A 23,233-nucleotide genomic window follows, 5' to 3' on the forward strand; every position below is an offset into this window, starting at 1 on the left:
TTTAAAACGCATCCCCTGCGGACGGAAGTCGTCGCAGGGGAAGAGTATAACAGAACTTTTTTAATCGGGAGTAAAGTGGCGTAAATGTTGTACCGTGGCAAGCCAGGCTGCCACCCAACCGATCATCGAGCTAACCAGCAGCAACAGCAGGCACTCGTCAAATGACAGGCCGCTCAGCTCAAACTGGGTACCGAAGACACGCGCCACTTCGGTGACCGCCGACGACAGTCGCATCACCAGAATTTCTGACAGGATCAGCGACAGGAACGCGCCGGAGAAGCCCAGCAGCGCACCGCCGTATAGGAACGGACGCAGGATAAACCCGTCGGTTGCCCCAATCAGCTTCTGCACGTTGATGGTATCACGACGCGCAAAGATGCTCAGACGCACGCTGTTACCGATGACGAGGAACACCGCCGCCACCATCAGCACGCCGATCATCGCCGACACGCGGCCCACCAGCCCGGTAATAGAAGCCAGACGCGCAAACCAACTGTCATCCATGCGCACTTCGTTAACGCCCTGAATCTGCGCCACGCGGTCACGCAGCGTGTTCAGCGCATCGGTGGTCTGGAAGTCGATTTTCGGGATAACGACCGCCACCGCAGGCAGCGGGTTCTCTTCCAGCATATCCAGCGCGCCGCCAAAGCCCGACCAGTTGCGGAATTCACCCAGCGCTTCGTCGCGGGAGAGGTAGTTCACCTTATCCACGCCCTGCTCGGCCTGCAGTTGCCCCACCACTTTCGCCGCCGCATCGTCATCCAGCGTTTTCTCCAGATAGACGGTGATCTGCGGAGAGGGGTAGTACTGCGAAGCCGCCGTATTGACGTTCTTGTAGACCATATAGCAGACGCTTGGCAGCGTCAGGGAGATGGCGATCACCATCACCGTCAGGAAGGTCGCCAGCGGCTTGCTTTTCAGATCCTGCAGCGCGCCCTGCCAGGCATAACGCACCTGCTCGTTGAAGACGTTGGTTTTACGCGAGTTCGGTTTCGGCGCCGGTTTACCGCGCTTCGGTGTATTTCGCCCGCCGTCACCCGATGAGGAGACCGATTTACGCAAGCGGTCGAGTCGCCCGCCGAACTGGCGAATTTGGTTAATTGCGTCGCGCTTATTCACCGGTGTGGCCTCCATGCAAATGACCGTCGCTCAGCGTCAGCATGCGGTAAGAGCGGCTGGAGATAAGCCCAATGTCGTGCGTCGCCATCAGCACCGTGACCCCAACGCGGTTAAACTCTTCGAACAGTCGCAAAATGCCTTCCGACAGTGCGTTATCCAGGTTACCCGTCGGTTCATCCGCCAGCAGTACCGCCGGCTTGTTCACCACCGCACGGGCAATGCCGACGCGCTGCTGTTCACCGCCGGAGAGCTGGATCGGGAAGTTTCTCGCTTTATCAAGCAGCCCGACTTTGTCCAACGCCGCCGAGACGCGACGACGAATATCGTCGGCGCTGGCGCCCGCAATGATCAGCGGGATCGCCACGTTATCAAACACGGTTCTGTCCATCAGCAGATGGTGATCCTGGAAAATCATGCCGATCTGGCGACGTAAGAACGGCACCTCACGGTTCTTCAGGCGGCTGATATCGTGCCCGCCGAAGTAAATTTTCCCTGCACTCGGCCGCTCGATCCCACAGATAAGCTTCAGCAGGGTACTTTTACCCGCGCCGGAGTGACCGGTCAGAAATGCCATCTCGCCTGGCTGCATATGGAATGTGACTCCCTGCAGCGCTTGTCTCCCGCCGAGATAGGCTTTGCTGACGTGTTCAAAGCGAATCATGATTAATCCTCTCGGGCAAAAAGTGCCTCAATAAAATCGCCCGCTTTAAACGGACGTAAGTCCTCAATACGTTCACCGACGCCGATATAGCGAATCGGAATGCCGAACTGATCCGCCACGGAGAATATCACCCCGCCCTTGGCGGTACCGTCGAGTTTAGTCAACGTGATGCCGGTCAGGCCAACGGCCTCGTGGAACAGTTTGGCCTGGCTGATGGCGTTCTGCCCGGTGCTGGCGTCGATGGTCAGCATGACTTCATGCGGCGCGTCGACGTCGAGCTTTTTCATCACGCGAACAATTTTCTTCAGCTCTTCCATCAGGTGCGATTTATTCTGCAAGCGCCCTGCGGTATCAGCAATCAGTACATCAACGTTACGCGCTTTCGCCGCCTGGATGGCATCGAAAATGACCGAGGCGGAATCTGCGCCGGTGTGCTGCGCGATAACCGGAATATTGTTGCGCTGGCCCCAGACCTGCAGCTGTTCAACCGCTGCCGCACGGAAGGTATCGCCCGCTGCTAGCATGACCGTTTTGCCCTGCTGCTCGAACTGACGCGCCAGCTTGCCGATGGTGGTGGTCTTACCCACACCGTTTACGCCGACCATTAAAATAACAAATGGCGTTTTGCCTTCAATATTAAGCGGTTCATCTACTTTTGCGAGGATTTCACCCATTTCATCTTTCAACAGACCGTACAGCGCTTCGGCATCGCGCAGCTGTTTACGGCTGGCGGTTTCGGTCAGGCTATTGATGATCTTACGAGTGGTTTCCACGCCGACGTCGGCAATCAGCAGCTGCTCTTCCAGCTCTTCAAACAGATCGTCGTCGATTTTCTTGCCGCGGAATAGACTGATAAATCCGGAACCGAGGTTTTCTTTGGTTTTTAACAGGCTGCGTTTCAGGCGCGCGAAGAAACCTTCTTTGGTTGGTTTTTCCTGCTCCTGCTGTGCGTCATCCGCCGGTGCTTCAACGGCCGCTTCTTCTTCCACCGCTTCGTTTTCCGACTCGACGGCAAGCGCCTGCGCTTCCAGTTCTTCGTCGGTTAACTCATCAACGGTCTCAGGTTCAATCTCTTCAACCACTTCTGGCTGTACTTCGACTACCGGCTCAGCGACTTCAACCACTTCCGGCTGTACTTCAGCAACTGGCTCAGCGACTTCAACCACTTCTGGCTGTACTTCGGCAACCGGTTCAACGGCTTCAACCACTTCTGGCTGTGCTTCGGCAACCGGTTCAACGGCTTCAACCACTTCCGGCTGTGCTTCGGCAACCGGTTCAACGGCTTCAACCACTTCCGGCTGTGCTTCGGCTACTGGCTCAGCGGTTTCAACCACTTCTGGCTGAATTTCTTCAACCGCTTCGGCCTGTGCGATTTCGCGTTCAGCAACCTGTTCAGTGACTTCAACCACTTCTTCGGCAAACGCTTCGCTTTCCGCGAGGGTGTGTGGTTCCGCACTTTCTTCAGCAGACGCCTGCGCTTCTTCGACGTACGGTGTCTCTTCAACTACCGTTTCAGGCTCAACAGCCGGCGTGTCGGCTACCGGCTGCTCTTCAATTTTTTCTTCTGATTCAACGACCTGATCCTGTTCTTTCTGCCCAAAGCCCAGCCAGGAAAAAAAGCCACGTTTTTTTTCTTTTGCCATTTGCAACCACACTCCCCGCTGTTTTTGATGGCGCCACTTCGCCATAATCGACGCGAAGGCTAAAATAATGATGAAATTAGTCGGTTAGTCTACCACTTAACTTCCCTGGCTTCACCGCTTTCACCCGGCAGGGCAGAAAGCTAGAATAGCAGGCCGAAAGAGCGACCAGAGCAAGCAAATGAAAAAACCAACTTCCGGCGGCATGGGCCAGATCCGCATTATTGGCGGGCAGTGGCGCGGCCGTAAACTCCCCGTTCCTGATAGTCCAGGACTCAGGCCCACCACCGATCGCGTGCGTGAGACCCTCTTTAACTGGCTGGCACCCTCAATGGTAGATGCCCGCTGCCTGGACTGCTTCGCCGGAAGCGGCGCGTTAGGGCTGGAAGCACTCTCCCGTTATGCCGCCAGCGCCACGCTGCTGGAGATGGAGCGTTCAGTGGCCCAACAGCTGCAAAAGAACCTCGCCACGCTGAACGCCGCGCAGGGTAAAGTGGTGAATACCAATACCCTTGCATTCCTCGCTCAGAGCGGCACGCCGCATGATATTATTTTTGTCGATCCGCCATTCCGTAAAGGATTACTGGAAGAGACGTTAAACTTACTGGAAACCAACGGCTGGCTGGCCAATAACGCGCTGATCTACGTCGAAAGCGAAGTCGAAAATGGCCTACCGCCGGTGCCGGTCAGTTGGGATCTGCATCGGGAAAAAATTGCCGGTCAGGTTGCCTATCGTCTCTATCATCGTGAAGTGCAGGGAGAAAGTGATGCTGATTAATCTTGGACGCGCGCTGATGCTGTGCGTATGGGCGTTTCTGGTGCTGAACCTGGTTCACCCGTTCCCCCGCCCGCTGAATATCTTCGTTAACGTCGCGCTGATCTTTATGGTCCTGATGCACGGCATGCAGATGGCGCTGCTGCAGTCGACAATGCCGAAAGATGGCCCGCAGATGAGCCGTGGCGAGAAAGTCCGTATCTTCCTCTTCGGCGTGTTTGAACTGCTGGTGTGGCAGAAAAAAATAGGCGCGAGCTTGAAGAAGAAGTAAGGGTTTCCCGGCCTGGCTCCCCGCCAGGCCCTGTTTTTACTGTTCAGCCTTAAAGTCGACAAAGCGCGAGCCTTTGTAGCTCAACGTTCCCTTATCCCACACCGTCAGCTGATGATACTGCTCGGCCTCGACGCGAAAACTCACCTCCAGCCCGCCCTGCTCCGGTTTAAAGCTGACGTCATAACGCATATCGCTACCGGCTGGCGTCACCGTCTGCTGACGCGAACGGCGATCGTTCAGCACCTTTTCGCGCTTGTTCGTCACCACCACCCGCTTTTGCATCAGCGGGGCGGCGTCGTTGTCCATTTTCTCTCGGCGCTGCTGCACAAAGCGGAACGAAGCGGCCACCACAATAACGGCGACGACTATAATGAAAAAAAGCGGCATCTTGCTCATTTCAGGTTCTCTTAAGAATTTATGCAAATCATAGTAAACGGCGCAGTCTGCCATTGTCATCTGGCGACTGCGGCTACTACACTGGACATTCAAGACTGGCAGTACAGTACCCATTAAGATAACAGATACAGGGACTTATTATGCTTTGGTCGTTTATCGCAGTATTCTTCTCAGGCTGGCTCTACGTGGATGCCGCCTACCGTGGGCCCGCCTGGCAGCGCTGGGCATTCAAACCTATCACCTTAATTTTACTCCTGTTTCTCGCCTGGCAGGCACCGATGTTTAACGCCATCAGCTACCTGGTACTGGCGGGCCTGTGCGCCTCATTGGTCGGCGATGCCCTCACGCTGCTTCCGCGTCAGCGCATGCTGTACGCCATCGGCGCGTTTTTCCTGTCGCACCTGCTGTATACCATCTGGTTTGCCGGACAGCTGACCTTCACCTTCTTCTGGCCGCTACCGGTGGTGCTGCTGGTGATTGGCGTGGTCTGGCTGGCGGTTATCTGGACGCGGCTTGAAGAGATGCGTCTGCCGGTGCTGGCCTTTATCGCCATGACGCTGATGATGGTCTGGGTCGCGGGCGAGCTGTGGTTTATGCGTCCAACGGACACCGCGCTCTCCGGTTTCTTCGGTGCCGGTTTACTGCTGCTGGGTAACATTATCTGGCTGGTGAGCAAATATCGCTGCCGTTTCCGCGCGGATACGGCGATTTACGCCGCCTGCTACTTTGCCGGGCACTTCTTTATCGTTCGCGCGCTTTACCTGTAATTTCCTGCTTGACTCTGGAGTCGACTCCAGAGTGTATGCTGCGCTTAATGAAGCAACGATCATTAATCGGAGGATACGATGTCGACTCCAGAGACACGTAACAATAAAGCCCCCCAATTCTCATCCTTTAAACTCGCGCCTGTGCCACAGCCACAGGACGACTGCTGCTGCGATAGCCAATGCGCAACGGCTGAGCCCGCAGTAGAACCGACGCTGGACGCCCGCTATAGCTGGGTCGTTAATGGCATGGACTGCGCCGCCTGCGCCCGTAAAGTCGAAACCGCGGTAAGCCAGGTCGCCGGCGTGAAGCAGGTTAAGGTGCTGTTCGCTACTGAAAAGCTGCTGGTTGATGCCGATGACGACATCCGCGCTCAGGTGGAGAAAGCCGTGAGCGCCGCAGGTTATTCGCTGCGTAGCGACAGCGAACCAAAGGCAGAGGATAACAGCCCGCGCTGGCGGGAAAACCTGCCGCTTATCGCGCTCGCGGTGATGATGGCGATTAGCTGGGGGCTGGAGCAGTTCAACCATCCGCTCGGCAACCTGGCCTTTATCGCCACCACGCTGGTCGGCCTTTACCCTATCGCCCGCCAGGCGCTGCGTCTGATGAAAAGCGGCAGCTGGTTCGCCATTGAAACGCTGATGAGCGTCGCGGCCATCGGCGCACTGTTTATCGGCGCGACGGCGGAAGCGGCGATGGTGCTGCTGCTGTTCTTGATCGGCGAACGCCTTGAAGGCTGGGCCGCAAACCGCGCGCGCCAAGGCGTGAGCGCGCTGATGGCGCTGAAGCCAGACACCGCCGTGCGCGTGCGCGATGGCCAGCGTGAAACCGTGGCCCAGAAGGATCTCCAGCCGGGCGATGTGATTGAAGTGGCCGCCGGTGGGCGCTTGCCTGCCGACGGGAAGCTCCTCACCCCGTTCGCCAGCTTTGATGAAAGTGCGTTAACCGGCGAGTCCATTCCGGTAGAACGTAATGCGGGCGAGAGCGTGCCAGCAGGGGCCACCAGCGCCGATCGCCTGGTACAGCTGAGCGTTATTTCCCAACCTGGCGACAGCGCCATCGACCGTATTCTGCGTCTAATTGAAGAGGCCGAGGAGCGTCGCGCACCTATCGAGCGCTTTATCGACCGTTTCAGCCGCATCTATACCCCGGCGATTATGGCCGTCGCGCTGCTGGTGACGCTGGTGCCACCGCTGCTGTTTGCCGCCTCGTGGGAGGAGTGGATCTATAAAGGGCTGACGCTGCTGCTGATTGGCTGCCCGTGTGCGCTGGTTATTTCGACTCCGGCAGCGATTACCTCAGGCCTTGCCACCGCTGCGCGCCACGGTGCGTTGATTAAAGGCGGCGCGGCGCTGGAGCAGTTGGGCCGCATCACCCAGATGGCCTTTGATAAAACCGGCACCCTGACGCTCGGCAAACCGCAGGTGACCACGATTATCCCAACCGCCGAACTCAGTGAAGACACCCTGCTGACGCTGGCCGCTGCGGTGGAACAAGGCTCTACCCACCCGCTGGCGCAGGCCGTGGTGCGCGAGGCGCAGCTGCGTGGGCTTGTCATTCCTCAAGCCGCTAATCAGCGTACGCTCGTCGGTTCCGGTATTGAAGCCAGCGTCGATGGGCAGCGCATCGTTATCTGCGCCGCAGGCAAGTTCCCGACGCCGGATCATCAGGCTGAGATTCAACGCTTAGAAAGCCAGGGCAACACCGTGGTACTCGTTACCCGTGACGATACCCTTCTGGGGATTGTAGCCCTGCGAGATACCGTGCGTCAGGAGGCGCGTCAGGCGGTCGATGGCCTGCGTGAATTAGGCATTCAGGGCATCATTCTGACCGGGGATAACCCGCGTGCCGCCGCCGCCATTGCCGATGAGTTAGGCATGGCCTACCGCGCCAACCTGCTGCCTGCCGATAAAGTCAGTGAAGTGACGGCGCTGAACGCTCAGGGGCCGCTGGCGATGGTGGGTGACGGGATTAACGACGCTCCGGCGATGAAAGCGGCGGCGATGGGCATCGCGATGGGCAGCGGCACCGACGTGGCGCTGGAAACCGCCGATGCGGCGCTGACGCATAACCGTCTGACCGGGCTGGTGCAGATGATTCGCCTGGCGCGTGCCACCCACGCTAACGTTCGACAAAACATCGCCATTGCGCTGGGGCTGAAGGGGATTTTCCTTATCACCACGCTGCTCGGCATGACCGGGTTGTGGCTGGCAGTACTGGCAGATACCGGTGCAACGGTGCTGGTGACACTGAACGCGCTGCGACTGTTGCGCGGGAAGTTTAGCGCGTAATCCTGTAGACCGGGCGAGGCGTTTACGCCGACCCCGGGTAGGCCCGGAGCGATTCCCGGCGGCGCTTCGCTTGGCCGGGCTACGGGCCCGCAGTTAGTGGCGCTTACGCAGCAAATACTGGTACGGCACTGACTCGGTCTGCTGAGCAATCAGCTCATGTTCCATAAAGCGGCAAAAGCCAGGGATATCGCGCGTGGTGGCGGGATCGTCGGCAATAATCAGCAGCGTTTCCCCCACCGGCATCGTCCGCACGGTTTTACGCACCATCATTACCGGTTCCGGGCAGCGCAGCCCTTGCGCGTCTAAGGTGTGGTCGGGGCTGGAAAACAAATCGGTCATGAGTATCTCGTCGTCAGAAAAAACGCGCTTAGTTTACGCTGACCTTGCCTCAACGCAACCAGGTTAACGATTGCGCGAAAAACAACCATTGCAATGCAGGCGGAAAGCAGTATCATTTCGCCCCTGCAACAGGCTTGCAGACTTATTGGGTTCCCTCACCCCAACCACTAAAAAGGTACAATATGACTCTCTTTACCGCTCTACAGCGCCGTCATGCGCTGGTTTGGCTATCGCTATTTCACCTGTTGGTGATCACCTCCAGTAACTATCTGGTGCAATTGCCGATTTCTATATTCGGCTTCCACACCACCTGGGGCGCGTTTAGCTTTCCGTTTATCTTCCTCGCAACCGACCTGACCGTGCGGATTTTTGGCGCCCCGCTGGCTCGCCGTATCGTTTTCGCGGTGATGGCCCCGGCGCTACTGATCTCCTACGTGATTTCATCGCTGTTCTATATGGGCGAATGGCAGGGCTTCGGCGCGCTGGCGCACTTTAACCTGTTCGTAGCCCGTATCGCCGCGGCGAGCTTTATGGCCTATGCCCTGGGGCAGATCCTTGACGTGCACGTGTTCAACCGCCTGCGTCAAAGCCGCCACTGGTGGCTCGCACCAACGGCTTCCACGCTGTTTGGTAACATCAGCGATACCCAGGCGTTCTTCTTTATCGCTTTCTGGCGCAGCACCGACCCGTTTATGGCGACGCACTGGGTAGAAATCGCCCTCGTGGACTACTGCTTTAAAGTGCTGATCAGCATTGTTTTCTTCCTGCCGATGTACGGCGTGCTGCTGAATATGCTATTGAAAAGGCTGGCAGATAAATCTGATTTGTCAGCAATGCAGCCAGGTTGAGAGTTCATTACACGGGTTGTGATAAGATACGCAGATGAGCCGTTATGGCTATTTATCGAAAGGAAGATGTCAATGCGCAAATTGGTGAAATATGCTGGTATTGGCCTGCTGGTAATGGGCCTTGCGGCCTGTGACAACAGCGACACCAGCACCCCTGCACAAGGTTCTGCAGCCGCAAGCGATGCCGCAGGTCAGGCAATCAATCTGTTAGACGGTAAGCTGAACTTTACGCTGCCGGCCGGGATGACCGACCAGAGCGGTAAGCTGGGCACCCAGAGCAACAACATGCACGTCTACTCTGACGCCACCGGCATGAAAGCGGTCATCGTCATCGTTGGCGACGACACCACCGAAGATTTAGCGGTGCTGGCAAAACGTCTTGAAGATCAGCAGCGCAGCCGCGACCCGCAGCTGCAGGTGGTGACCAATAAATCTATCGACGTGAAGGGCCACACGCTGCAGCAGCTCGACAGCATCATCTCTGCTAAAGGGCAGACCGCGTACTCTTCCGTCGTACTGGGTAAAATCGATGGCAAGCTGCTGACCATGCAGATCACGCTGCCAGCGGACAACCAGCAGCAGGCGCAGTCTGACGCTGAGAAAATCATCAATACGCTGGTCATCAACTAAGTTTTGCTGACCGATAAACGGCCTCTCGCGTGCTTACGCCAGAGGCCGTTTTTTTAGCCGCCACCCCAGCAGCAGCGCCACCGCTACCAGCCCTGCGGCGGCAATGTAAATCGTCGAAATGCCCATCCACGCCATCATCAGCCCGGCTAACGGCCCGGTAATACCCAGCGATAGATCCATAAACACGGTATAGGTTGCCAGCGCAGAGCCCTGATTCTGCTGCGGCACGGCTTTCACCGCCACCACGCCCAGCGCCGGGAACACCAGCGAGAATCCCGCCCCGGCCAAGAAGGTGCCGATTTTTGCCATCATTGGCGTATCAGCCACCCCCACCAACAGCAGGCCGACAATCTCCACCGAAAAGCAGATCATCGCTACGTTCAAGCCGCCCAGGCGGTTAATGCCGTTCGGGAACAGCAGACGCGTTCCCACAAACGCACAGCTAAAGAGCGTGAGCGCAAACGCCGCGCCGTCCCAGCCTTTCGCGTCATAAAACAGGGTGATAAAGGTGGCGATTACCCCAAAGCCCGCGGAAGCCAGTGCCAGCGCCATACCATAAGGCCAGACGCGCCCCAGCACCGCGCGAAAAGACATCGGTTTGCCCTTTTTCGCTTTCACTTCTGCACGCGGCAGCGCGCACAGAATGGCGACGGCGGCTACCGCCATAATTGCCAATGCCAACCCCTCCAGACCAACGTAGCGGTAGCACACCACGCCAAGCGGCGCGCCCATCGCCATCGCGCCATAGGTAACAATCCCGTTCCATGAGATGACCCGGCCAATATGCGGCGAACCCACGACACCCACGCCCCAGAGCGTCGAGCCAGTACCGGCAAAGCTTTGGCCGATACCGAGGATCACGCGTCCCAGGCACAACAGCACCAGACTGAGCAGCGGCCAGCCGCTGCCCGTTGCTGCCAGCAGGTAGCTCAACCCGCTGAGGAAGCAGCCGCACAGCCCCATCACCACAATTCGTTTTGGCCCCAGCAGGTCGGCATAGCGCCCGGCATGCGGGCGGCTTAGCAGCGTGGCGAAATATTGCAGGCTGATAACCAGCCCCGCCCAGAAGGCGCTGAATCCCATGACATCGTGGACATAGCCGGGCAGCACCGCCAGCGGCAGGCCAATGGTGAGGTAGCTTGCGAAGTTGAAGATAACGATGGAGACAATACGCAGGTTGAGGCGCAGGCCGCTAAGCGATTCCTCGGCGTCAGCTGCTGGCATAGATAATCCCTTATAGATGCAACGAAAAAAGCATTATTGCACATTTTGTAGCCCGGGCGAGGCGTTTACGCCGCCCCCGGTGGAAGCACGGAGCTAACCCCGGCGGCGCTGCGCTTGGCCGGGCTACGGGGTATGGGAAGGTTTGTTTGGCCAGAAGATGGTGATAACACCCGAGATAATGACTATGACGCCCAGCAGGCCGCGCCAGGAGAAGGGTTCATGCCAGCCGGGTAGCCAGATAGCGGCACACCACACCACCATGTAGCTCAGGCTCAATAAGGCGTAGGCTTTTGCCAGCGGCAGGCGCTTCAGGGCGAAGAACCAGCAGGCCATCGACGCAACATAGCCGAACAGGCCGAGGAAAAGCGCCAGCGTGCCGTCGCCGAAATGCAGCAGGTGGAGCAGGAACGCCAGCGGCTGTTCCGCCGGTGGCAGCGTGGTCATCGCCACCCGCAGCGTCAGTTGGGCGGCGCTTACCAGCCCAACGCTCATTAATGCCCAGATAAGCCCCATCAGGCGCTGCTCCCTAGCAACATAATGCCGACAATAATCAGCCCAACGCCCGCCCAGTGACGGCGGCTGACCGGCTCACGCCAGATAGTACGGGCCGCCAGCGTCACCCAGACAAAGTTCAGGCTCAGCATTGGGTAGGCCACGCTGACCGGGATTTGCTGCAACACCAGCAGCCACAGTAGCATCCCCAGCCCGAGCATCGCCAGCGCGAGCCCAAGCCAGGTCATCAGATGACGCCCACGCTGCCCGGCGGGTGCCGGGCGCGTAGCCTGTTTCTGGCATAGCTGCCCGGCACAGCTCAATAAGCTGGCGAGCAGCAGGCAGGCCCAGGTGATCATTGCGGACGGTACTGAATAAACGCGGTACGACCCATCACATACACCTCATCCGGTTTTGGCAACGGCAGATCCACCACTCTGGTATTGCGCTGCAGCTGCAGTACCAGAGAGATTGGCCCCTCCTGGCGATGCGCTTCCAGCCACTGTGGGAAATCTTCACTGGAGATAAAGCGCCCTTTAGCATCCGGATAGGAAAGACCGTATTTCAGCTCGCCCGTCTGCGAATACATGATGACGTCGCTGCGGTTCAGTTCCCAGGCAAGCCCTGCGGCGATACCGACGTTGTTGCTCAGTACGTAGCGGCTTGGAGTCAGCGACTCGCTCACAATATCCACCAGGAACTGCGGCTGCTTACTGTCGGTCACGCGGTCAGGAATCGCAAAGCCCACCAGCAGCGCTAACCCCATCGGGCAGAGTGCCGCCAGCGTCCAGCGCGGCGTAGTCGACTTGATAGACAACCAGCCCATCAGCGCCCAGACAAAGAACGCCACCGCCGCCAGCACGCACTTATACAGCTCAATCTGCATCCACACCGGGTGCTTCATCGGCCCCCACGGCGACACAACAACCACCGCCACCAAACCCACCACGCCGAAGGCGATGTTGATGATGCCATTAATCCGCAGCGCCTTCGCACCCACTTTTGCCGCATCCACCGCATAGCGCGCCATCAGCATCGCCAACGGCCCAAAGCACGGCAGAATATAGGTCGGCAGCTTGCCTTTTGCGATGCTGAAGAACAGGAACGGCATCACTATCCAGCCCAACAGATAGAACGCGCTGCCCTGGCCTTGACGATCGCGCCAGCCGAGCTTCAACGCGCCCGGCAGCAGCGCCAGCCACGGCAGGCTCCCGGCAATCAGGAACGGCAGATAATACCAGAACGGCGCTTTATGCTGAGCGTCACTCTGAGCAAAACGCTGAATATGCTCGACCCAGAAGAAGTAGCGCCAGAAGTCACCTTCACGCTGCGCAATCGCCAGCCCCCACGGCAGCACGGTGAGCACGCACACCAGCACCGACAGCCAGCCCCAGATAAGGACTTCCCGCCAGCGCTTCTGGGCGATAACCCACGGCAGCACGCCGATGACCGGCACCGCTAGCGCCAGGAACCCTTTGGTCATCACCCCCATGCCGCAGGCGATACCGAGCAGCACGTAGCCCCAGAAGCGTTCACCGGTGGTTTTCGCCGACGCCGCCAGCCAGAAGCTGAACATCGCCAGGGTCATCCACAGGGTAATCATTGGGTCGAGCACCGCGTAGGTGCCGATACTGTAGACCAGGAACGCCGTCAGGAAGATAACCCCGGAGAACACCGCCACTTTCTTGTCGCGCCAGATACGCCAGGCAAGCCAGGCCACCAGCAGCGCAGATACGGTGATAGAGAACACCGAGCCAAAGCGCACGCCAAAGTTGTTATGCCCAAACAGCCACTGACCAATGCTGTTGATCCAGTAGCCCGCAATCGGCTTTTCAAAATAACGCAGGCCGAGGAAGTGCGGCACAACCCAGTCGCCGGTGGCCAGCATTTCACGGCTGATCTCGGCGTAGCGGGTTTCATCCGGCTGCCACAGCAACCGGAAGTTGAGGGGCAGAAGGTAGTAAAGAACGAACAATGCAACTAACGAAATACCGTAGCGAAGGGATTTCATACATCGGGGCTCAATAGTTGTTGGCAACCAAGCCAGCCTTCACGGCCAGCCAACTCTCCCCGTACCACCTTCCCGACCGGGAGCTGACGGAAGTCATCCGGAAGAAGCTGGCTCAGCGGGCAAAACAGAATTTCCTGTTGCGCCGCCAGGGTCAGCAGATAATCGAACTGTTCGGCGCATACACCGCCTTCAACCTCTGCATGAATGGTATAAACCGGCGTACCGGTATCTTTGCGGATCTGCTCCAGCAGCCAGCGGTTATAGCCTTCCGCGCTGACCACGGTGCCGACGGCTTCATCCCAGGTTGGCAGAGTAACAGGGATCTGCACGGTAGCCATCTCCCCATTAGCCAACTGTGGAAGAAACGGTTGCGTGCCGCGACAATCGCTGTTGTAGTGAAAATCAAAGGACTCTTTGGCCTTCACCACGCGCTGATCCGCACGCCAGCCCGCCACCGCAGAACAGGAGACCGGACGGCCGAGAATAGACTCCAGCTCACGCAAGCCGCGCCCAATCTCTTCTACCAGTTGCTGCTCTTTCCACACGCCGCTCCACTGCTGCCAGCGGTGATGATCCCAGGCGTGGAGCCCGACTTCATGCACCTGCGCAACGCTGCGGATAATCTCCGCGTTCGCCGCACCGATACGTCGTCCAGGCCAGGCCGTGCCGGCGAGGAGAATATCCCAGCCATACAGCGATGCCGCGCGCGAGCGCAGCATCTTCCACAAGAACTTCGGTTTTACCAGGCGCCACAAGTGGCGCCCCATGTTATCCGGCCCGACGCTGAAGAAAAAACTGGCCTGTACGCGGTGCTTTTTGAGCACCGCCATCAGCCGTGGTACGCCCTCGCGAGTGCCGCGAAAGGTGTCCACATCAACGCGCAAACCTACTTTTTTCATGATGATTTTTCATCCGTCAGTTCAACCGTGCGCAGGAAGAAGTCCAGCGTCTCTTCAACGGTCTGCTGCATTTCTACCGTCGGCTGCCAATCAAGGCAACGTTTGGCGTTACGGATGCTCGGCTTACGGTGCTCAACGTCCTGATAGCCTTTGCCGTAGTAGTCGCTGCTTTCCACTTCACGGAAGCCAGCAAACGGCGGGAAGCGGTCGCGCAGCGGGTGACGTTCGAAGCAGTCGAGCAGCATTTCCGCCAGCTCTTTGATGCTGGCTTCGTTGTCCGGGTTGCCGATGTTGATGATCTGCCCATCGCAGCGGCCATCTTTGTTTTCGATGATGCGGAACAGCGCTTCGATACCGTCGCTGATGTCGGTGAAGCAGCGTTTCTGCTTGCCGCCTTCGATCAGTTTGATCGGTGAACCTTCAACCAGGTTGAGGATCAACTGGGTGATCGCACGGGAGCTGCCAATACGCGCAGCGTTCAGGTTATCCAGACGCGGGCCCATCCAGTTAAACGGACGGAACAGGGTGAACTTGAGGCCGGTTTTGTCGCCGTAGGCCCAAATCACGCGGTCCAGCAGCTGCTTGGAAACCGAGTAGATCCAACGCTGTTTGCTGATTGGCCCCACCACCAGGTTGGAGGTGTCTTCATCGAAGTTGGCGTCGGTGCACATGCCGTACACTTCGGAAGTCGATGGGAAGATGATGCGCTTGTTGTACTTCACGCAGTCGCGAATAATCTTCAGGTTCTCTTCGAAGTCCAGCTCGAACACGCGCAGCGGGTTACGGGTGTATTCGATAGGGGTGGCAATCGCCACCAGCGGCAGCACCACGTCGCATTTCTTAATGTGGTACTCGATCCACTCGGAGTGGATACTGATGTCACCTTCCACAAAGTGGAAGCGCGGGCAGTCGAGGAAGCGGCTGATGGCGTCAGAGCCAATATCCAGGCCGTAAATCTCGTAGTTGTCGTCCTCAAGCAGGCGTTCGGTCAGGTGGTTACCGATAAAGCCGTTCACGCCCAGAATCAGCACGCGAGTACGACGTTTCACCGCCACAAACGGACGGCTGGAGAGCAGCGCACCGGCCACCAGGCCCATCGCTGGCGCCAGCTGAGTACCCTGCATGTAAACGCCGTTAGCACTCTGACCGGTAACGATTTCCAGCGCGCCTTCACCGCAGGCAACCACCAGTGGAGCCACGGACAGCACGGTACCTGGCTTCGCGGCGGCCATATCGGTACGCACGCGGGATTTCCAGACGATAAATTTGTTGGTGCCGACATAGCCAAACGCGCCCGGCCACGGATCGCTCACCGCGCGCACCAGGTTGTGCAGTTCCTGCGCTGGTTTTTCCCAGATCAGGCGGCCATCATCTGGGGTACGACGACCCACGTAGGTTGCCTGAGTATCGTCCTGCGCACGTTCCTGAGTCTGACCGCTGCGAATTTTTGGCAGCGCGTCGCCCAGCAGAGTCTGGGAAGCCGCGCACAGCTTACGGTGCAGCGACAGCGCCACATCAGAATCAGCGATGGTGACGGTCTGCTGCGCCACAATGTCGCCCGCATCAGCGCGGTTAGTCATGCGGTGCAGGGTAACGCCGGTCTCTTTCTCACCGTTCACCAGCACCCAGTTCAGCGGCGCGCGGCCTCGGTATTCAGGCAGCAGCGAGCCGTGCAGGTTGAAGGCGCCTTTTGGTGCCAGATTGAGAATCTCGTCGCTCAGCAGGTTGCGATAGTAGAAGGAGAAAATCACTTCCGGTGCCATCGCACGAATACGGTCAACCCACAGCGGGTGGTTCACATCTTCCGGCGCATAGACGGTAATGCCCTGCTCGGCCGCCAGACGGGCAACGGAGCCAAAGAAGTTGTTTTCACCGGCATTATCCGGATGAGTGAAGATCGCCTCAATGTCGTATCCGGCGTCCAGCAGTGCCTGAATACCGGTGCAACCCATGTCGTGATAGGCAAATACAACAGCTTTCATTAACGATTTTCCTCTTCAGATTCCAGATTTTCCTGGCGAACAACACGTTGAATAAAGTAACGAGGACGGGCGCGCACGTCGTTGTAGATGCGGCCGATATACTCCCCGAGCAGACCCATGCCGATAAACTGGGCCCCGATAAACATGAATAAAATGGCGAACAGCATGAACACCCCGTCCCCCGCCCATTCCGGGCCCAGCGCCAGGCGCAGCACCACTAACAGAATGGAGAAGGCAAAGCCGAGCACGGCGATGACGCTGCCGACCACGCTCAGAAGACGCAGCGGCGTGGTGGTTAAACAGGTCACCAGGTCGTACATCAGGTTGATCAGGCGCATAAAGCTGTATTTCGAGTCGCCGAACTCACGCTCGGCGTGCATCACCGGGATCTCCACGGCGCGGCGAGCAAAGGTGTTCGCCAGAATCGGGATAAAGGTGCTGCGTTCATGACAGTTGAGCATCGCGTCGATGATGTGGCGGCGATAGGCGCGCAGCATGCAGCCGTAGTCGCCCATCGCTTTACCGGTGGTCCGTTGGATCAGACGGTTAATCATCTTCGAGGCGGTTTTACGGAAGATGCTGTCCTGACGGTTCTGACGCACGGTGCCAACCACGTCATAGCCTTCATCCGCTTTTTCGACCAGCCGCGGAATCTCTTCCGGCGGGTTTTGCAGGTCAGCATCAAGGGTGATGATCAAGTCACCGGTGACGTGGCTGAAGCCCGCCATAATCGCCGAGTGCTGGCCGTAGTTACGGTTCAGCAGCACCGCCACAATGTGGCTTTCCGGGGCTTCTGCCGCTTCAACCAGCATGCGTGCGGAGTCGTCGCTGCTGCCGTCATCAACCAGCAGAATTTCATAGTCACGATTCAGGGTCGCGCAGGCCGCGTCGGTACGGCGGAGAAGCTCCGGCAGGCTATCCTGCTCGTTGTAGACCGGGATCACGACGGAGACTTTCTTGACTAACGGGTACTCAAACATATCAACGGCCTGCTAACTGGTGGAGCGCCGTAATGACACGGGAGGTGTCGTCATCGGTCATATCCGGGAAAAGAGGTAATGAACAGATACGCGCGCTGTTCCATTCGGTATTCGGCAGGGAGAGTTCCGGGAAGCGCTCGCGGTAATATTTCTGCGTATGCGCCGCGCGGAAGTGCAGCCCGGTGCCAATGCCTTGCGCCTTGAGCTGCTCCATCAGCGCATCACGGCTGATACCGCAGCGCGCTTCGTCCACGCGAATAATGAACAGATGCCAGGCGTGCAGGTGCGGCCAGCTCGGTACGGCCAGCGGCTGGAATGGCGTGTCGGCCAGTTCCTGCACGTAGCGCTGCGCAATATCGTTGCGACGTTGATTGGCCGACCCTAATTTGCCCAACTGAACCAGCGCCAGGGCGGCGTTGATGTCGGCCAGGTTGTACTTAAAGCCCGGGCTAATCACTTCCGCCTGCGGAGCGCGGCCATGGGTCTGGCGGTCATAGGCATCAACGCCGAGACCGTGGAATTTGAGGCTGCGAATGCGGTTTGCCAGCTGTTCGTCGTCGGTGACAATCAGCCCACCCTCAGCGCTGGTCATGTTTTTAATGGCGTGGAAGGAGAAAATCGCCGTTCCCTGCCAGCCAACATGATGGCCTTTGTAGTAGGTACCCGCCGCATGCGCCGCGTCTTCAATCATCGGAATACCGTGACGTTCAGCGACCGCGCGAATACCATCGATATCCGCAGGCGCGCCGGCATAGTGCACGGGAATGATGGCTTTGGTACGCGGGGTAATCGCCGCTTCAACCGCCTCAGGGGTAATCATCAGATTGTCACGATCGACATCGATCATTACCGGCGTAGCGCCCAGCAGCACGATCATATTGAGGGTGGAAACCCAGGTTTGCGAAGGGGTGATAACTTCATCGCCAGGACCAATACCGAGGGCCATCAGCGTGACGTGCATACCACCGGTAGCGGAGCTCACGGCAATCGAGAAACGGTTGCCCGTCAGGGCGCAAAACGCCTCTTCCAGCGCCTGGTTTTTTGGCCCGGTGGTGATCCAACCAGATTGCAGCACCTCTTTCAGCGCTGCGAACTCCGCCTCGCCCATAGAGGGACGTGAAAACGGCAGAAAATCACTCATGAATGTTCCTTACCCTATAACGCAAATGAGTACGCCTGATTCGTGAATAAAACGGTGCTATCGCGATGTTGTTAAAATCAGGAATAGATAGATGTGATAATTAAACCTACAACATTGAATTGCGGTAAAAGTATCAGTGTTATCTTAGGATAAGATTAAGAAAGAAATGCGCATTCGCACAATAAATGATTAATAAACAAAATCAATACCTTATAAAGGTCATTGTTCTCGCTGAATTTTTGTAAAAAAAAGCCCAGCTTGCATTGCAGCTGGGCTTTGGTTCACATAATTCAACATTTTCTAAACAAAGACTTTATTTATGATCCGTTTTAATATCCGTTGCATATTAGTGTAATAAATAACGCGTAGGGCGCTGGTAAACCCTAGCGTAAATTAGCAGGGAAATCTTTTGGCAATTCGCTCGCCGCGCAGTTAATGACGCTGTCATTATCGGCCCCGCAGTCGCGTACGAAGGTAATGGTCGCAAATTCATCAATCACTTCCGTTGGGTATGCCGGGCCCGCATCACGGTAGGCGTTCATCAGCGGAATGTGCTCATTCTGGAAGCAGACGGTTTTTTCCGGGTTGTTCATCACCCAACGTGGGAAGAAGATGGTGCCGTGGAACAGTTTGTCGCCCAGATTCGCAATCAGGCTGACGTCGGTACCGGTCGGCTCGGTCCAGGAAATTTTATAGATGCTTTCGCCAACGCGAACAATGTAGGCCTGCTGATCTTTCACCCAACGATTCGCCACGATGCCGCTGTGAATACGGTAATCAAGGGTGTGGTCGTTTTTCACGTAAATCTCGTAGTTCCAGCCGTTGTCGTAGGTATAGACCAGATGTTTACCAACGAAACCGCTCAGATCGTGTTTATCAAAGTTGCTCATAATGAAATCTCCTTGTGTCGATGCAGAGATCTTATTGCTTTAAAAAGTAAATGAATAACGCTATGTTTCAATGAAACCAATCTACTTTTTAAATCAATTATGCATAAAACGACGCTGGAACAATGGGCACTGCTGGAGAAGGTGGTGGCGCTGGGTAGCTTTGCCAAAGCGGCTGAAGAGACTCACCGTAGCCAGTCGTCGGTGAGCTACAACCTGGCGCTATTGCAGGAAAGGCTTGGCGTGGCGCTGCTGATCCCGGAAGGCCGCCGGGCAGTGTTAACCCCGGCCGGTGAGCTGCTGCTCGCGCAGGTCAAACCGCTACTCAAGGCCTTCGCCTGGGTAGAGACCCGCGCCGCCACGCTGCGTGAAGGCATGCGCACCCGGCTGGATTTAGTGGTCGACAGTATTTTCCCACGCGAGCGGCTATTCGCCATTTTGCGCCAGTTTCAGCAGCGCTATCCGCAAACGCAGGTGCGCTTAACCGAAGTGCTGGAGAACGCCAGCGGTAACGATGTGATTCAGGCCGAGGCGGACGTGATGGTGCTGACCCGCCGTCAGGACATCACCGGGCGCGGTGAATGGCTGATGAATATCGATTTTGTCGCCGTCGCCCATCGCGATCATCCCCTCTTCAACCAGGAAGGCCCGCTCAACGACGAACAACTGCGCCCCTGGCCGCTGATCCGCATTGCCGATAACGACAGCGACAACCAGGCCGGGCGCGACGCGTGGACCTTTTCAACCATTGATGCCGCGATTGACGCGGTGATGTATCAGGTGGGATACGGCTGGCTGCCGGAGGAGAGAATTCAGAATGAGCTGGCGCAGGGGATTTTAAAGACGCTGCCGCTCAGCCACGGCGTACGGCGCGCCACGCCGTTGCATCTGATCGTCAAACGGGATTTAGCCCCGCTGGATGAACAGGTGGAGATGCTATTACAGCTTTTTAGTCAGCAGCATTAATCCATTATTCCGCCAGCGCCTGCGCACAGGCCCAGGCGCTGGACCACGCCCACTGGAAGTTATAGCCGCCCAGCCAGCCGGTCACGTCCATCACTTCGCCGATAAAGTACAGCCCCGGTGCTTTCTTCGCTTCCATGGTGCGTGAAGAGAGTTCATTGGTGTCCACGCCGCCCAGAGTGACTTCCGCCGTGCGATAGCCTTCGGTGCCGTTAGGCTGTACGCGCCAGTCGGTCAGGGTATCGACCAGCGTTTGCTGCTCGCGAACGTTCAGCTGCTTAAGGGTGACGTCAGGAATTTGCCCAAGCTGTTGCAGGCATTCAACCAACCGTTTCGGCAGTTGCATCGCCAGCGTATTTTTCAGGCTCTGGTTCGGATGCTCGGCGCGCTGGACGTCGAGGAAGTCTGCCAGGTCGATATCCGGCAGTAAATTAATGCTCACGAACTCGCCCGCCTGCCAATAGCTTGAGATTTGCAGCACTGCGGGGCCAGATAGGCCACGGTGGGTGAAAAGCAGACTTTCGCGGAACACCGTGCCGTCCTGCGCGGTGATGACCGACGGCACCGACACGCCGGAAAGCACCTGTAGCTGTTCGAGCATTGGCTTGTGCAACGTAAACGGCACCAGGCCCGCGCGGGTAGGCAGCACCTTCAGACCAAACTGCTCGGCAACCTTATAACCGAACGGCGTCGCCCCAAGGCCCGGCATCGACAGGCCGCCGCTGGCAATCACCAGCTTATCCGCCGACACTTGATCGCCGTTGAGCTGCAGGGTGTAGCCTTCGTCGTCGCGGGTGACGCTCAGGATTTCGCTGCGCAGGCGCGTGGTCACGTTGCCCTTTTCGCACTCGGCGACCAGCATCGCCACGATTTGATCGGCGGAGTCATCGCAGAAAAGCTGCCCGAGGGTCTTTTCATGCCAGGCAATACCGTGCTTGCCGACCATGTCGATAAAGTCCCATTGGGTATAGCGCGCCAGCGCAGATTTGCAGAAATGCGGGTTCTGGCTCAGATATGCCGCGGGTTCGACATAAAGGTTAGTAAAATTGCAGCGACCGCCGCCGGACATGAGGATTTTACGCCCCGGTTTTTTACCGTTATCCAGCAGCAAAACGCGGCGCCCAGCTTGCCCCGCCATGGCGGCACAAAACATTCCTGCCGCTCCGGCACCTACTACAATGGCATCAAACCTTTCCACGCACTATCCTCAACTTAGGTATTGTCGGGAATTGTAAATTTTTCACCGAAGTCGTACCAGTGAAATATCGACAAACCCGACTTATCTGATTGATACAAAATAAATAATTCTTTCTGACCTTTAAAATAGTATGGACAAATATCAAAAAAAATAGAGATTTCACTTTGCCCGCGCCGCCAATGTCCCTGATAATGCCGCGCGTTCATGTCCTCAAAATGGCGTAACGTCCTATGTTACATTTGTTTGCTGGTCTGGATTTACATACCGGGCTGTTGTTAGTACTGGCACTGTTGTTTGTTCTTTTCTACGAAGCGATTAACGGCTTCCACGATACGGCTAACGCAGTGGCTACCGTAATTTATACTCGTGCTATGCGCTCACAGCTTGCTGTGGCGATGGCTGCGATCTTTAACTTCTTCGGCGTTCTGTTGGGCGGCCTGAGTGTAGCTTATGCCATCGTGCATATGCTGCCGACGGATCTGTTGCTCAATATGGGCTCCGCTCACGGCCTCGCCATGGTCTTTTCCATGCTGCTGGCGGCTATTATCTGGAACCTCGGCACCTGGTATTTTGGTCTGCCTGCGTCCAGCTCCCACACGCTTATCGGTGCCATTATCGGTATTGGTTTAACCAATGCGATGATGACCGGAACGTCCGTGGTTGATGCCCTCAACATCCCGAAAGTGATTAACATTTTCGCCTCGTTGATCGTGTCACCAATTGTGGGTCTGGTCTTTGCTGGCGGTCTGATTTTCCTGCTGCGTCGTTTCTGGAGCGGCACCAAAAAACGCGCTCGTATCCACCTGACTCCTGCTGAACGTGAAAAGAAAGACGGTAAGAAAAAGCCGCCGTTCTGGACCCGTATTGCTCTGATCCTCTCCGCGATTGGCGTGGCATTCTCCCACGGCGCGAACGACGGTCAGAAAGGCATTGGTCTGGTGATGCTGGTACTGATTGGCGTTGCTCCGGCAGGCTTCGTGGTTAACATGAACGCTTCCGGCTACGAAATCACGCGTACCCGCGATGCGGTCAACAACGTTGAAACGTTCTTCCAGCAGCGCCCTGAACTGCTGCTGAAAGTCCAGAACAGCGCTGACCCGTTAACCCCTGCAGCGCTGGAAGCCACCGAGTTCCATTGCCACCCGGCTAACACCATGAACGCGCTTGAGCGTACCAAGGCGATGCTGTCGGGAATCGAGAGCTACGATAAACTCTCGGTAGAGCAGCGCGGTCAACTTCGTCGTATCATGCTTTGCATCTCTGATACCACCGATAAAGTGGCCAAGATGCCGGAAGTGAATGCCGACGATCAGCGTCTGTTGAAGAAGCTGAAAACCGACATGCTGAGCACCATTGAGTACGCGCCAATCTGGATTATTATGGCGGTCGCACTGGCACTGGGCATTGGTACCATGATCGGCTGGCGTCGCGTTGCCACCACTATCGGTGAAAAAATCGGTAAGAAAGGCATGACCTACGCTCAGGGTATGTCCGCACAGATGACCTCTGCGGTGTCCATCGGTCTGGCAAGCTATACCGGGATGCCGGTCTCCACGACGCACGTACTCTCCTCTTCCGTGGCGGGTACCATGCTGGTTGATGGCGGCGGGTTACAGCGTAAAACCGTGACCAACATTCTGATGGCCTGGGTCTTCACCCTGCCGGCCTCTATCATTCTGTCCGGCGTGCTGTACTGGATCTCGCTGAAGCTTATCTAAGTC

At 57.2% G+C, this 23,233-nt stretch carries 23 protein-coding genes; 8 read left to right on the forward strand and 15 right to left on the reverse strand.

Annotated elements, in window-relative coordinates; genetic code table 11:
- Nucleotides 1-60: 60 nt before the first annotated feature.
- From ftsX to ftsY, 3 genes are read right to left on the reverse strand one after another with little or no spacing between them, the layout of a single operon-like run.
- Nucleotides 61-1,119, reverse strand: a complete 1,059-nt coding sequence (gene ftsX / locus AB2B48_RS16400) for a permease-like cell division protein FtsX (protein WP_185667362.1) — start codon at nucleotides 1,117-1,119, stop codon at nucleotides 61-63.
- The gene (ftsE, locus tag AB2B48_RS16405) at nucleotides 1,112-1,780 is read right to left on the reverse strand and encodes a cell division ATP-binding protein FtsE (RefSeq protein ID WP_185667363.1); all 669 of its coding nucleotides are present in this window, start codon (nucleotides 1,778-1,780) and stop codon (nucleotides 1,112-1,114) included. The genes ftsX and ftsE overlap by 8 nt, the downstream gene beginning before the upstream one ends.
- A 2-nt stretch (nucleotides 1,781-1,782) precedes the next feature.
- Nucleotides 1,783-3,423: a signal recognition particle-docking protein FtsY gene (ftsY, locus tag AB2B48_RS16410; protein WP_368299623.1), complete on the reverse strand. Its 1,641-nt coding sequence runs from the start codon at nucleotides 3,421-3,423 to the stop codon at nucleotides 1,783-1,785.
- Between the two features lie 178 nt (nucleotides 3,424-3,601).
- On the opposite strand from ftsY, the gene rsmD reads away from it, so the two are divergent.
- Together rsmD and AB2B48_RS16420 are read left to right on the forward strand one after the other, a co-directional pair.
- On the forward strand, nucleotides 3,602-4,198 hold the full coding sequence (gene rsmD, locus AB2B48_RS16415) for a 16S rRNA (guanine(966)-N(2))-methyltransferase (protein WP_333498151.1): 597 nt from the start codon (nucleotides 3,602-3,604) through the stop codon (nucleotides 4,196-4,198).
- A complete protein-coding gene (locus AB2B48_RS16420; protein WP_035894809.1) occupies nucleotides 4,188-4,466 on the forward strand; it encodes a DUF1145 family protein in 279 nt (92 codons plus the stop codon). Before rsmD ends, AB2B48_RS16420 begins: the two co-directional genes overlap by 11 nt.
- Nucleotides 4,467-4,502: 36 nt before the next feature.
- On the opposite strand, the gene AB2B48_RS16425 is transcribed toward AB2B48_RS16420, so the two are convergent.
- Nucleotides 4,503-4,862 (reverse strand): DUF2500 domain-containing protein, encoded by a 360-nt coding sequence (locus AB2B48_RS16425; protein ID WP_368299624.1) that lies wholly within the window; start codon nucleotides 4,860-4,862, stop codon nucleotides 4,503-4,505.
- A 140-nt stretch (nucleotides 4,863-5,002) separates the two neighbouring features.
- On the opposite strand from AB2B48_RS16425, the gene AB2B48_RS16430 reads away from it, so the two are divergent.
- Both AB2B48_RS16430 and zntA read left to right on the forward strand, forming a co-directional pair.
- A complete protein-coding gene (locus AB2B48_RS16430; RefSeq protein WP_185667368.1) occupies nucleotides 5,003-5,629 on the forward strand; it encodes a lysoplasmalogenase in 627 nt (208 codons plus the stop codon).
- Nucleotides 5,630-5,707: 78 nt separating this feature from the next.
- Complete coding sequence (zntA, locus tag AB2B48_RS16435; protein ID WP_368299625.1) at nucleotides 5,708-7,918, forward strand: Zn(II)/Cd(II)/Pb(II) translocating P-type ATPase ZntA; 2,211 nt, start codon at nucleotides 5,708-5,710, stop codon at nucleotides 7,916-7,918.
- A 93-nt stretch (nucleotides 7,919-8,011) separates the two neighbouring features.
- Here zntA and tusA read toward each other — a convergent pair whose 3' ends face one another.
- Nucleotides 8,012-8,257: a sulfurtransferase TusA gene (tusA, locus tag AB2B48_RS16440; protein ID WP_185667370.1), complete on the reverse strand. Its 246-nt coding sequence runs from the start codon at nucleotides 8,255-8,257 to the stop codon at nucleotides 8,012-8,014.
- Between the two features lie 182 nt (nucleotides 8,258-8,439).
- On the opposite strand from tusA, the gene AB2B48_RS16445 reads away from it, so the two are divergent.
- Together AB2B48_RS16445 and AB2B48_RS16450 are read left to right on the forward strand one after the other, a co-directional pair.
- Nucleotides 8,440-9,105 (forward strand): 7-cyano-7-deazaguanine/7-aminomethyl-7-deazaguanine transporter, encoded by a 666-nt coding sequence (locus AB2B48_RS16445; protein ID WP_368299626.1) that lies wholly within the window; start codon nucleotides 8,440-8,442, stop codon nucleotides 9,103-9,105.
- A gap of 72 nt (nucleotides 9,106-9,177) precedes the next feature.
- Nucleotides 9,178-9,735, forward strand: coding sequence for a DcrB family lipoprotein (locus AB2B48_RS16450; RefSeq protein WP_185667372.1), 558 nt, complete (start codon nucleotides 9,178-9,180; stop codon nucleotides 9,733-9,735).
- 33 nt (nucleotides 9,736-9,768) lie between these two features.
- Here AB2B48_RS16450 and AB2B48_RS16455 read toward each other — a convergent pair whose 3' ends face one another.
- The 9 genes from AB2B48_RS16455 to AB2B48_RS16495 form a co-directional block, all read right to left on the reverse strand.
- Entirely contained in the window at nucleotides 9,769-10,959 is a 1,191-nt protein-coding gene (locus tag AB2B48_RS16455; protein ID WP_368299627.1) for an MFS transporter, read from the reverse strand.
- Between the two features lie 123 nt (nucleotides 10,960-11,082).
- Complete coding sequence (gene arnF / locus AB2B48_RS16460; protein ID WP_333012713.1) at nucleotides 11,083-11,472, reverse strand: 4-amino-4-deoxy-L-arabinose-phosphoundecaprenol flippase subunit ArnF; 390 nt, start codon at nucleotides 11,470-11,472, stop codon at nucleotides 11,083-11,085.
- Complete coding sequence (arnE, locus tag AB2B48_RS16465) at nucleotides 11,472-11,810, reverse strand: 4-amino-4-deoxy-L-arabinose-phosphoundecaprenol flippase subunit ArnE (protein WP_220440211.1); 339 nt, start codon at nucleotides 11,808-11,810, stop codon at nucleotides 11,472-11,474. Before arnE ends, arnF begins: the two co-directional genes overlap by 1 nt.
- A complete protein-coding gene (arnT, locus tag AB2B48_RS16470) occupies nucleotides 11,807-13,462 on the reverse strand; it encodes a lipid IV(A) 4-amino-4-deoxy-L-arabinosyltransferase (RefSeq protein ID WP_368299628.1) in 1,656 nt (551 codons plus the stop codon). Before arnT ends, arnE begins: the two co-directional genes overlap by 4 nt.
- Nucleotides 13,459-14,361: a 4-deoxy-4-formamido-L-arabinose-phosphoundecaprenol deformylase gene (arnD, locus tag AB2B48_RS16475; RefSeq protein ID WP_185667377.1), complete on the reverse strand. Its 903-nt coding sequence runs from the start codon at nucleotides 14,359-14,361 to the stop codon at nucleotides 13,459-13,461. Before arnD ends, arnT begins: the two co-directional genes overlap by 4 nt.
- Complete coding sequence (arnA, locus tag AB2B48_RS16480) at nucleotides 14,358-16,343, reverse strand: bifunctional UDP-4-amino-4-deoxy-L-arabinose formyltransferase/UDP-glucuronic acid oxidase ArnA (protein WP_368299629.1); 1,986 nt, start codon at nucleotides 16,341-16,343, stop codon at nucleotides 14,358-14,360. Before arnA ends, arnD begins: the two co-directional genes overlap by 4 nt.
- Nucleotides 16,343-17,323 carry an undecaprenyl-phosphate 4-deoxy-4-formamido-L-arabinose transferase gene (gene arnC / locus AB2B48_RS16485; protein WP_220440208.1) on the reverse strand — a complete coding sequence of 327 codons (981 nt, stop codon included), beginning with the start codon at nucleotides 17,321-17,323 and terminating at the stop codon, nucleotides 16,343-16,345. Before arnC ends, arnA begins: the two co-directional genes overlap by 1 nt.
- A 1-nt stretch (nucleotide 17,324) precedes the next feature.
- Complete coding sequence (gene arnB, locus AB2B48_RS16490; RefSeq protein ID WP_368299630.1) at nucleotides 17,325-18,464, reverse strand: UDP-4-amino-4-deoxy-L-arabinose aminotransferase; 1,140 nt, start codon at nucleotides 18,462-18,464, stop codon at nucleotides 17,325-17,327.
- 383 nt (nucleotides 18,465-18,847) lie between these two features.
- The gene (locus AB2B48_RS16495; RefSeq protein WP_185667536.1) at nucleotides 18,848-19,357 is read right to left on the reverse strand and encodes a phenolic acid decarboxylase; all 510 of its coding nucleotides are present in this window, start codon (nucleotides 19,355-19,357) and stop codon (nucleotides 18,848-18,850) included.
- A 96-nt stretch (nucleotides 19,358-19,453) separates the two neighbouring features.
- On the opposite strand from AB2B48_RS16495, the gene AB2B48_RS16500 reads away from it, so the two are divergent.
- The gene (locus AB2B48_RS16500) at nucleotides 19,454-20,317 is read left to right on the forward strand and encodes a LysR family transcriptional regulator (protein WP_368299631.1); all 864 of its coding nucleotides are present in this window, start codon (nucleotides 19,454-19,456) and stop codon (nucleotides 20,315-20,317) included.
- A gap of 4 nt (nucleotides 20,318-20,321) precedes the next feature.
- Here AB2B48_RS16500 and AB2B48_RS16505 read toward each other — a convergent pair whose 3' ends face one another.
- Nucleotides 20,322-21,512: an NAD(P)/FAD-dependent oxidoreductase gene (locus AB2B48_RS16505; RefSeq protein WP_368299632.1), complete on the reverse strand. Its 1,191-nt coding sequence runs from the start codon at nucleotides 21,510-21,512 to the stop codon at nucleotides 20,322-20,324.
- Between the two features lie 230 nt (nucleotides 21,513-21,742).
- On the opposite strand from AB2B48_RS16505, the gene pitA reads away from it, so the two are divergent.
- A complete protein-coding gene (gene pitA, locus AB2B48_RS16510; RefSeq protein WP_185667384.1) occupies nucleotides 21,743-23,230 on the forward strand; it encodes an inorganic phosphate transporter PitA in 1,488 nt (495 codons plus the stop codon).
- Nucleotides 23,231-23,233 lie beyond the last annotated feature (3 nt).

It is taken from the genome of Kluyvera sichuanensis, assembly GCF_040930405.1.
Classification (GTDB): domain Bacteria; phylum Pseudomonadota; class Gammaproteobacteria; order Enterobacterales; family Enterobacteriaceae; genus Kluyvera; species Kluyvera sichuanensis.

What these genes read in the sequence shown, in the direction of transcription:
- AB2B48_RS16425 (WP_368299624.1), bottom strand. Translation starts at nt 4,862, where the DNA reads ATGAGCAAGATGCCGCTTTTTTTCATTATAGTCGTCGCCGTTATTGTG.
- ftsY (WP_368299623.1), bottom strand. Translation starts at nt 3,423, where the DNA reads ATGGCAAAAGAAAAAAAACGTGGCTTTTTTTCCTGGCTGGGCTTTGGG.
- AB2B48_RS16430 (WP_185667368.1), top strand. Translation starts at nt 5,003, where the DNA reads ATGCTTTGGTCGTTTATCGCAGTATTCTTCTCAGGCTGGCTCTACGTG.
- arnF (WP_333012713.1), bottom strand. Translation starts at nt 11,472, where the DNA reads ATGGGGCTTATCTGGGCATTAATGAGCGTTGGGCTGGTAAGCGCCGCC.
- arnT (WP_368299628.1), bottom strand. Translation starts at nt 13,462, where the DNA reads ATGAAATCCCTTCGCTACGGTATTTCGTTAGTTGCATTGTTCGTTCTT.
- arnE (WP_220440211.1), bottom strand. Translation starts at nt 11,810, where the DNA reads ATGATCACCTGGGCCTGCCTGCTGCTCGCCAGCTTATTGAGCTGTGCC.
- arnB (WP_368299630.1), bottom strand. Translation starts at nt 18,464, where the DNA reads ATGAGTGATTTTCTGCCGTTTTCACGTCCCTCTATGGGCGAGGCGGAG.
- arnA (WP_368299629.1), bottom strand. Translation starts at nt 16,343, where the DNA reads ATGAAAGCTGTTGTATTTGCCTATCACGACATGGGTTGCACCGGTATT.
- AB2B48_RS16450 (WP_185667372.1), top strand. Translation starts at nt 9,178, where the DNA reads ATGCGCAAATTGGTGAAATATGCTGGTATTGGCCTGCTGGTAATGGGC.
- ftsE (WP_185667363.1), bottom strand. Translation starts at nt 1,780, where the DNA reads ATGATTCGCTTTGAACACGTCAGCAAAGCCTATCTCGGCGGGAGACAA.
- AB2B48_RS16445 (WP_368299626.1), top strand. Translation starts at nt 8,440, where the DNA reads ATGACTCTCTTTACCGCTCTACAGCGCCGTCATGCGCTGGTTTGGCTA.
- arnD (WP_185667377.1), bottom strand. Translation starts at nt 14,361, where the DNA reads ATGAAAAAAGTAGGTTTGCGCGTTGATGTGGACACCTTTCGCGGCACT.
- arnC (WP_220440208.1), bottom strand. Translation starts at nt 17,323, where the DNA reads ATGTTTGAGTACCCGTTAGTCAAGAAAGTCTCCGTCGTGATCCCGGTC.
- AB2B48_RS16500 (WP_368299631.1), top strand. Translation starts at nt 19,454, where the DNA reads ATGCATAAAACGACGCTGGAACAATGGGCACTGCTGGAGAAGGTGGTG.
- AB2B48_RS16420 (WP_035894809.1), top strand. Translation starts at nt 4,188, where the DNA reads ATGCTGATTAATCTTGGACGCGCGCTGATGCTGTGCGTATGGGCGTTT.
- AB2B48_RS16455 (WP_368299627.1), bottom strand. Translation starts at nt 10,959, where the DNA reads ATGCCAGCAGCTGACGCCGAGGAATCGCTTAGCGGCCTGCGCCTCAAC.
- zntA (WP_368299625.1), top strand. Translation starts at nt 5,708, where the DNA reads ATGTCGACTCCAGAGACACGTAACAATAAAGCCCCCCAATTCTCATCC.
- rsmD (WP_333498151.1), top strand. Translation starts at nt 3,602, where the DNA reads ATGAAAAAACCAACTTCCGGCGGCATGGGCCAGATCCGCATTATTGGC.
- pitA (WP_185667384.1), top strand. Translation starts at nt 21,743, where the DNA reads ATGTTACATTTGTTTGCTGGTCTGGATTTACATACCGGGCTGTTGTTA.
- tusA (WP_185667370.1), bottom strand. Translation starts at nt 8,257, where the DNA reads ATGACCGATTTGTTTTCCAGCCCCGACCACACCTTAGACGCGCAAGGG.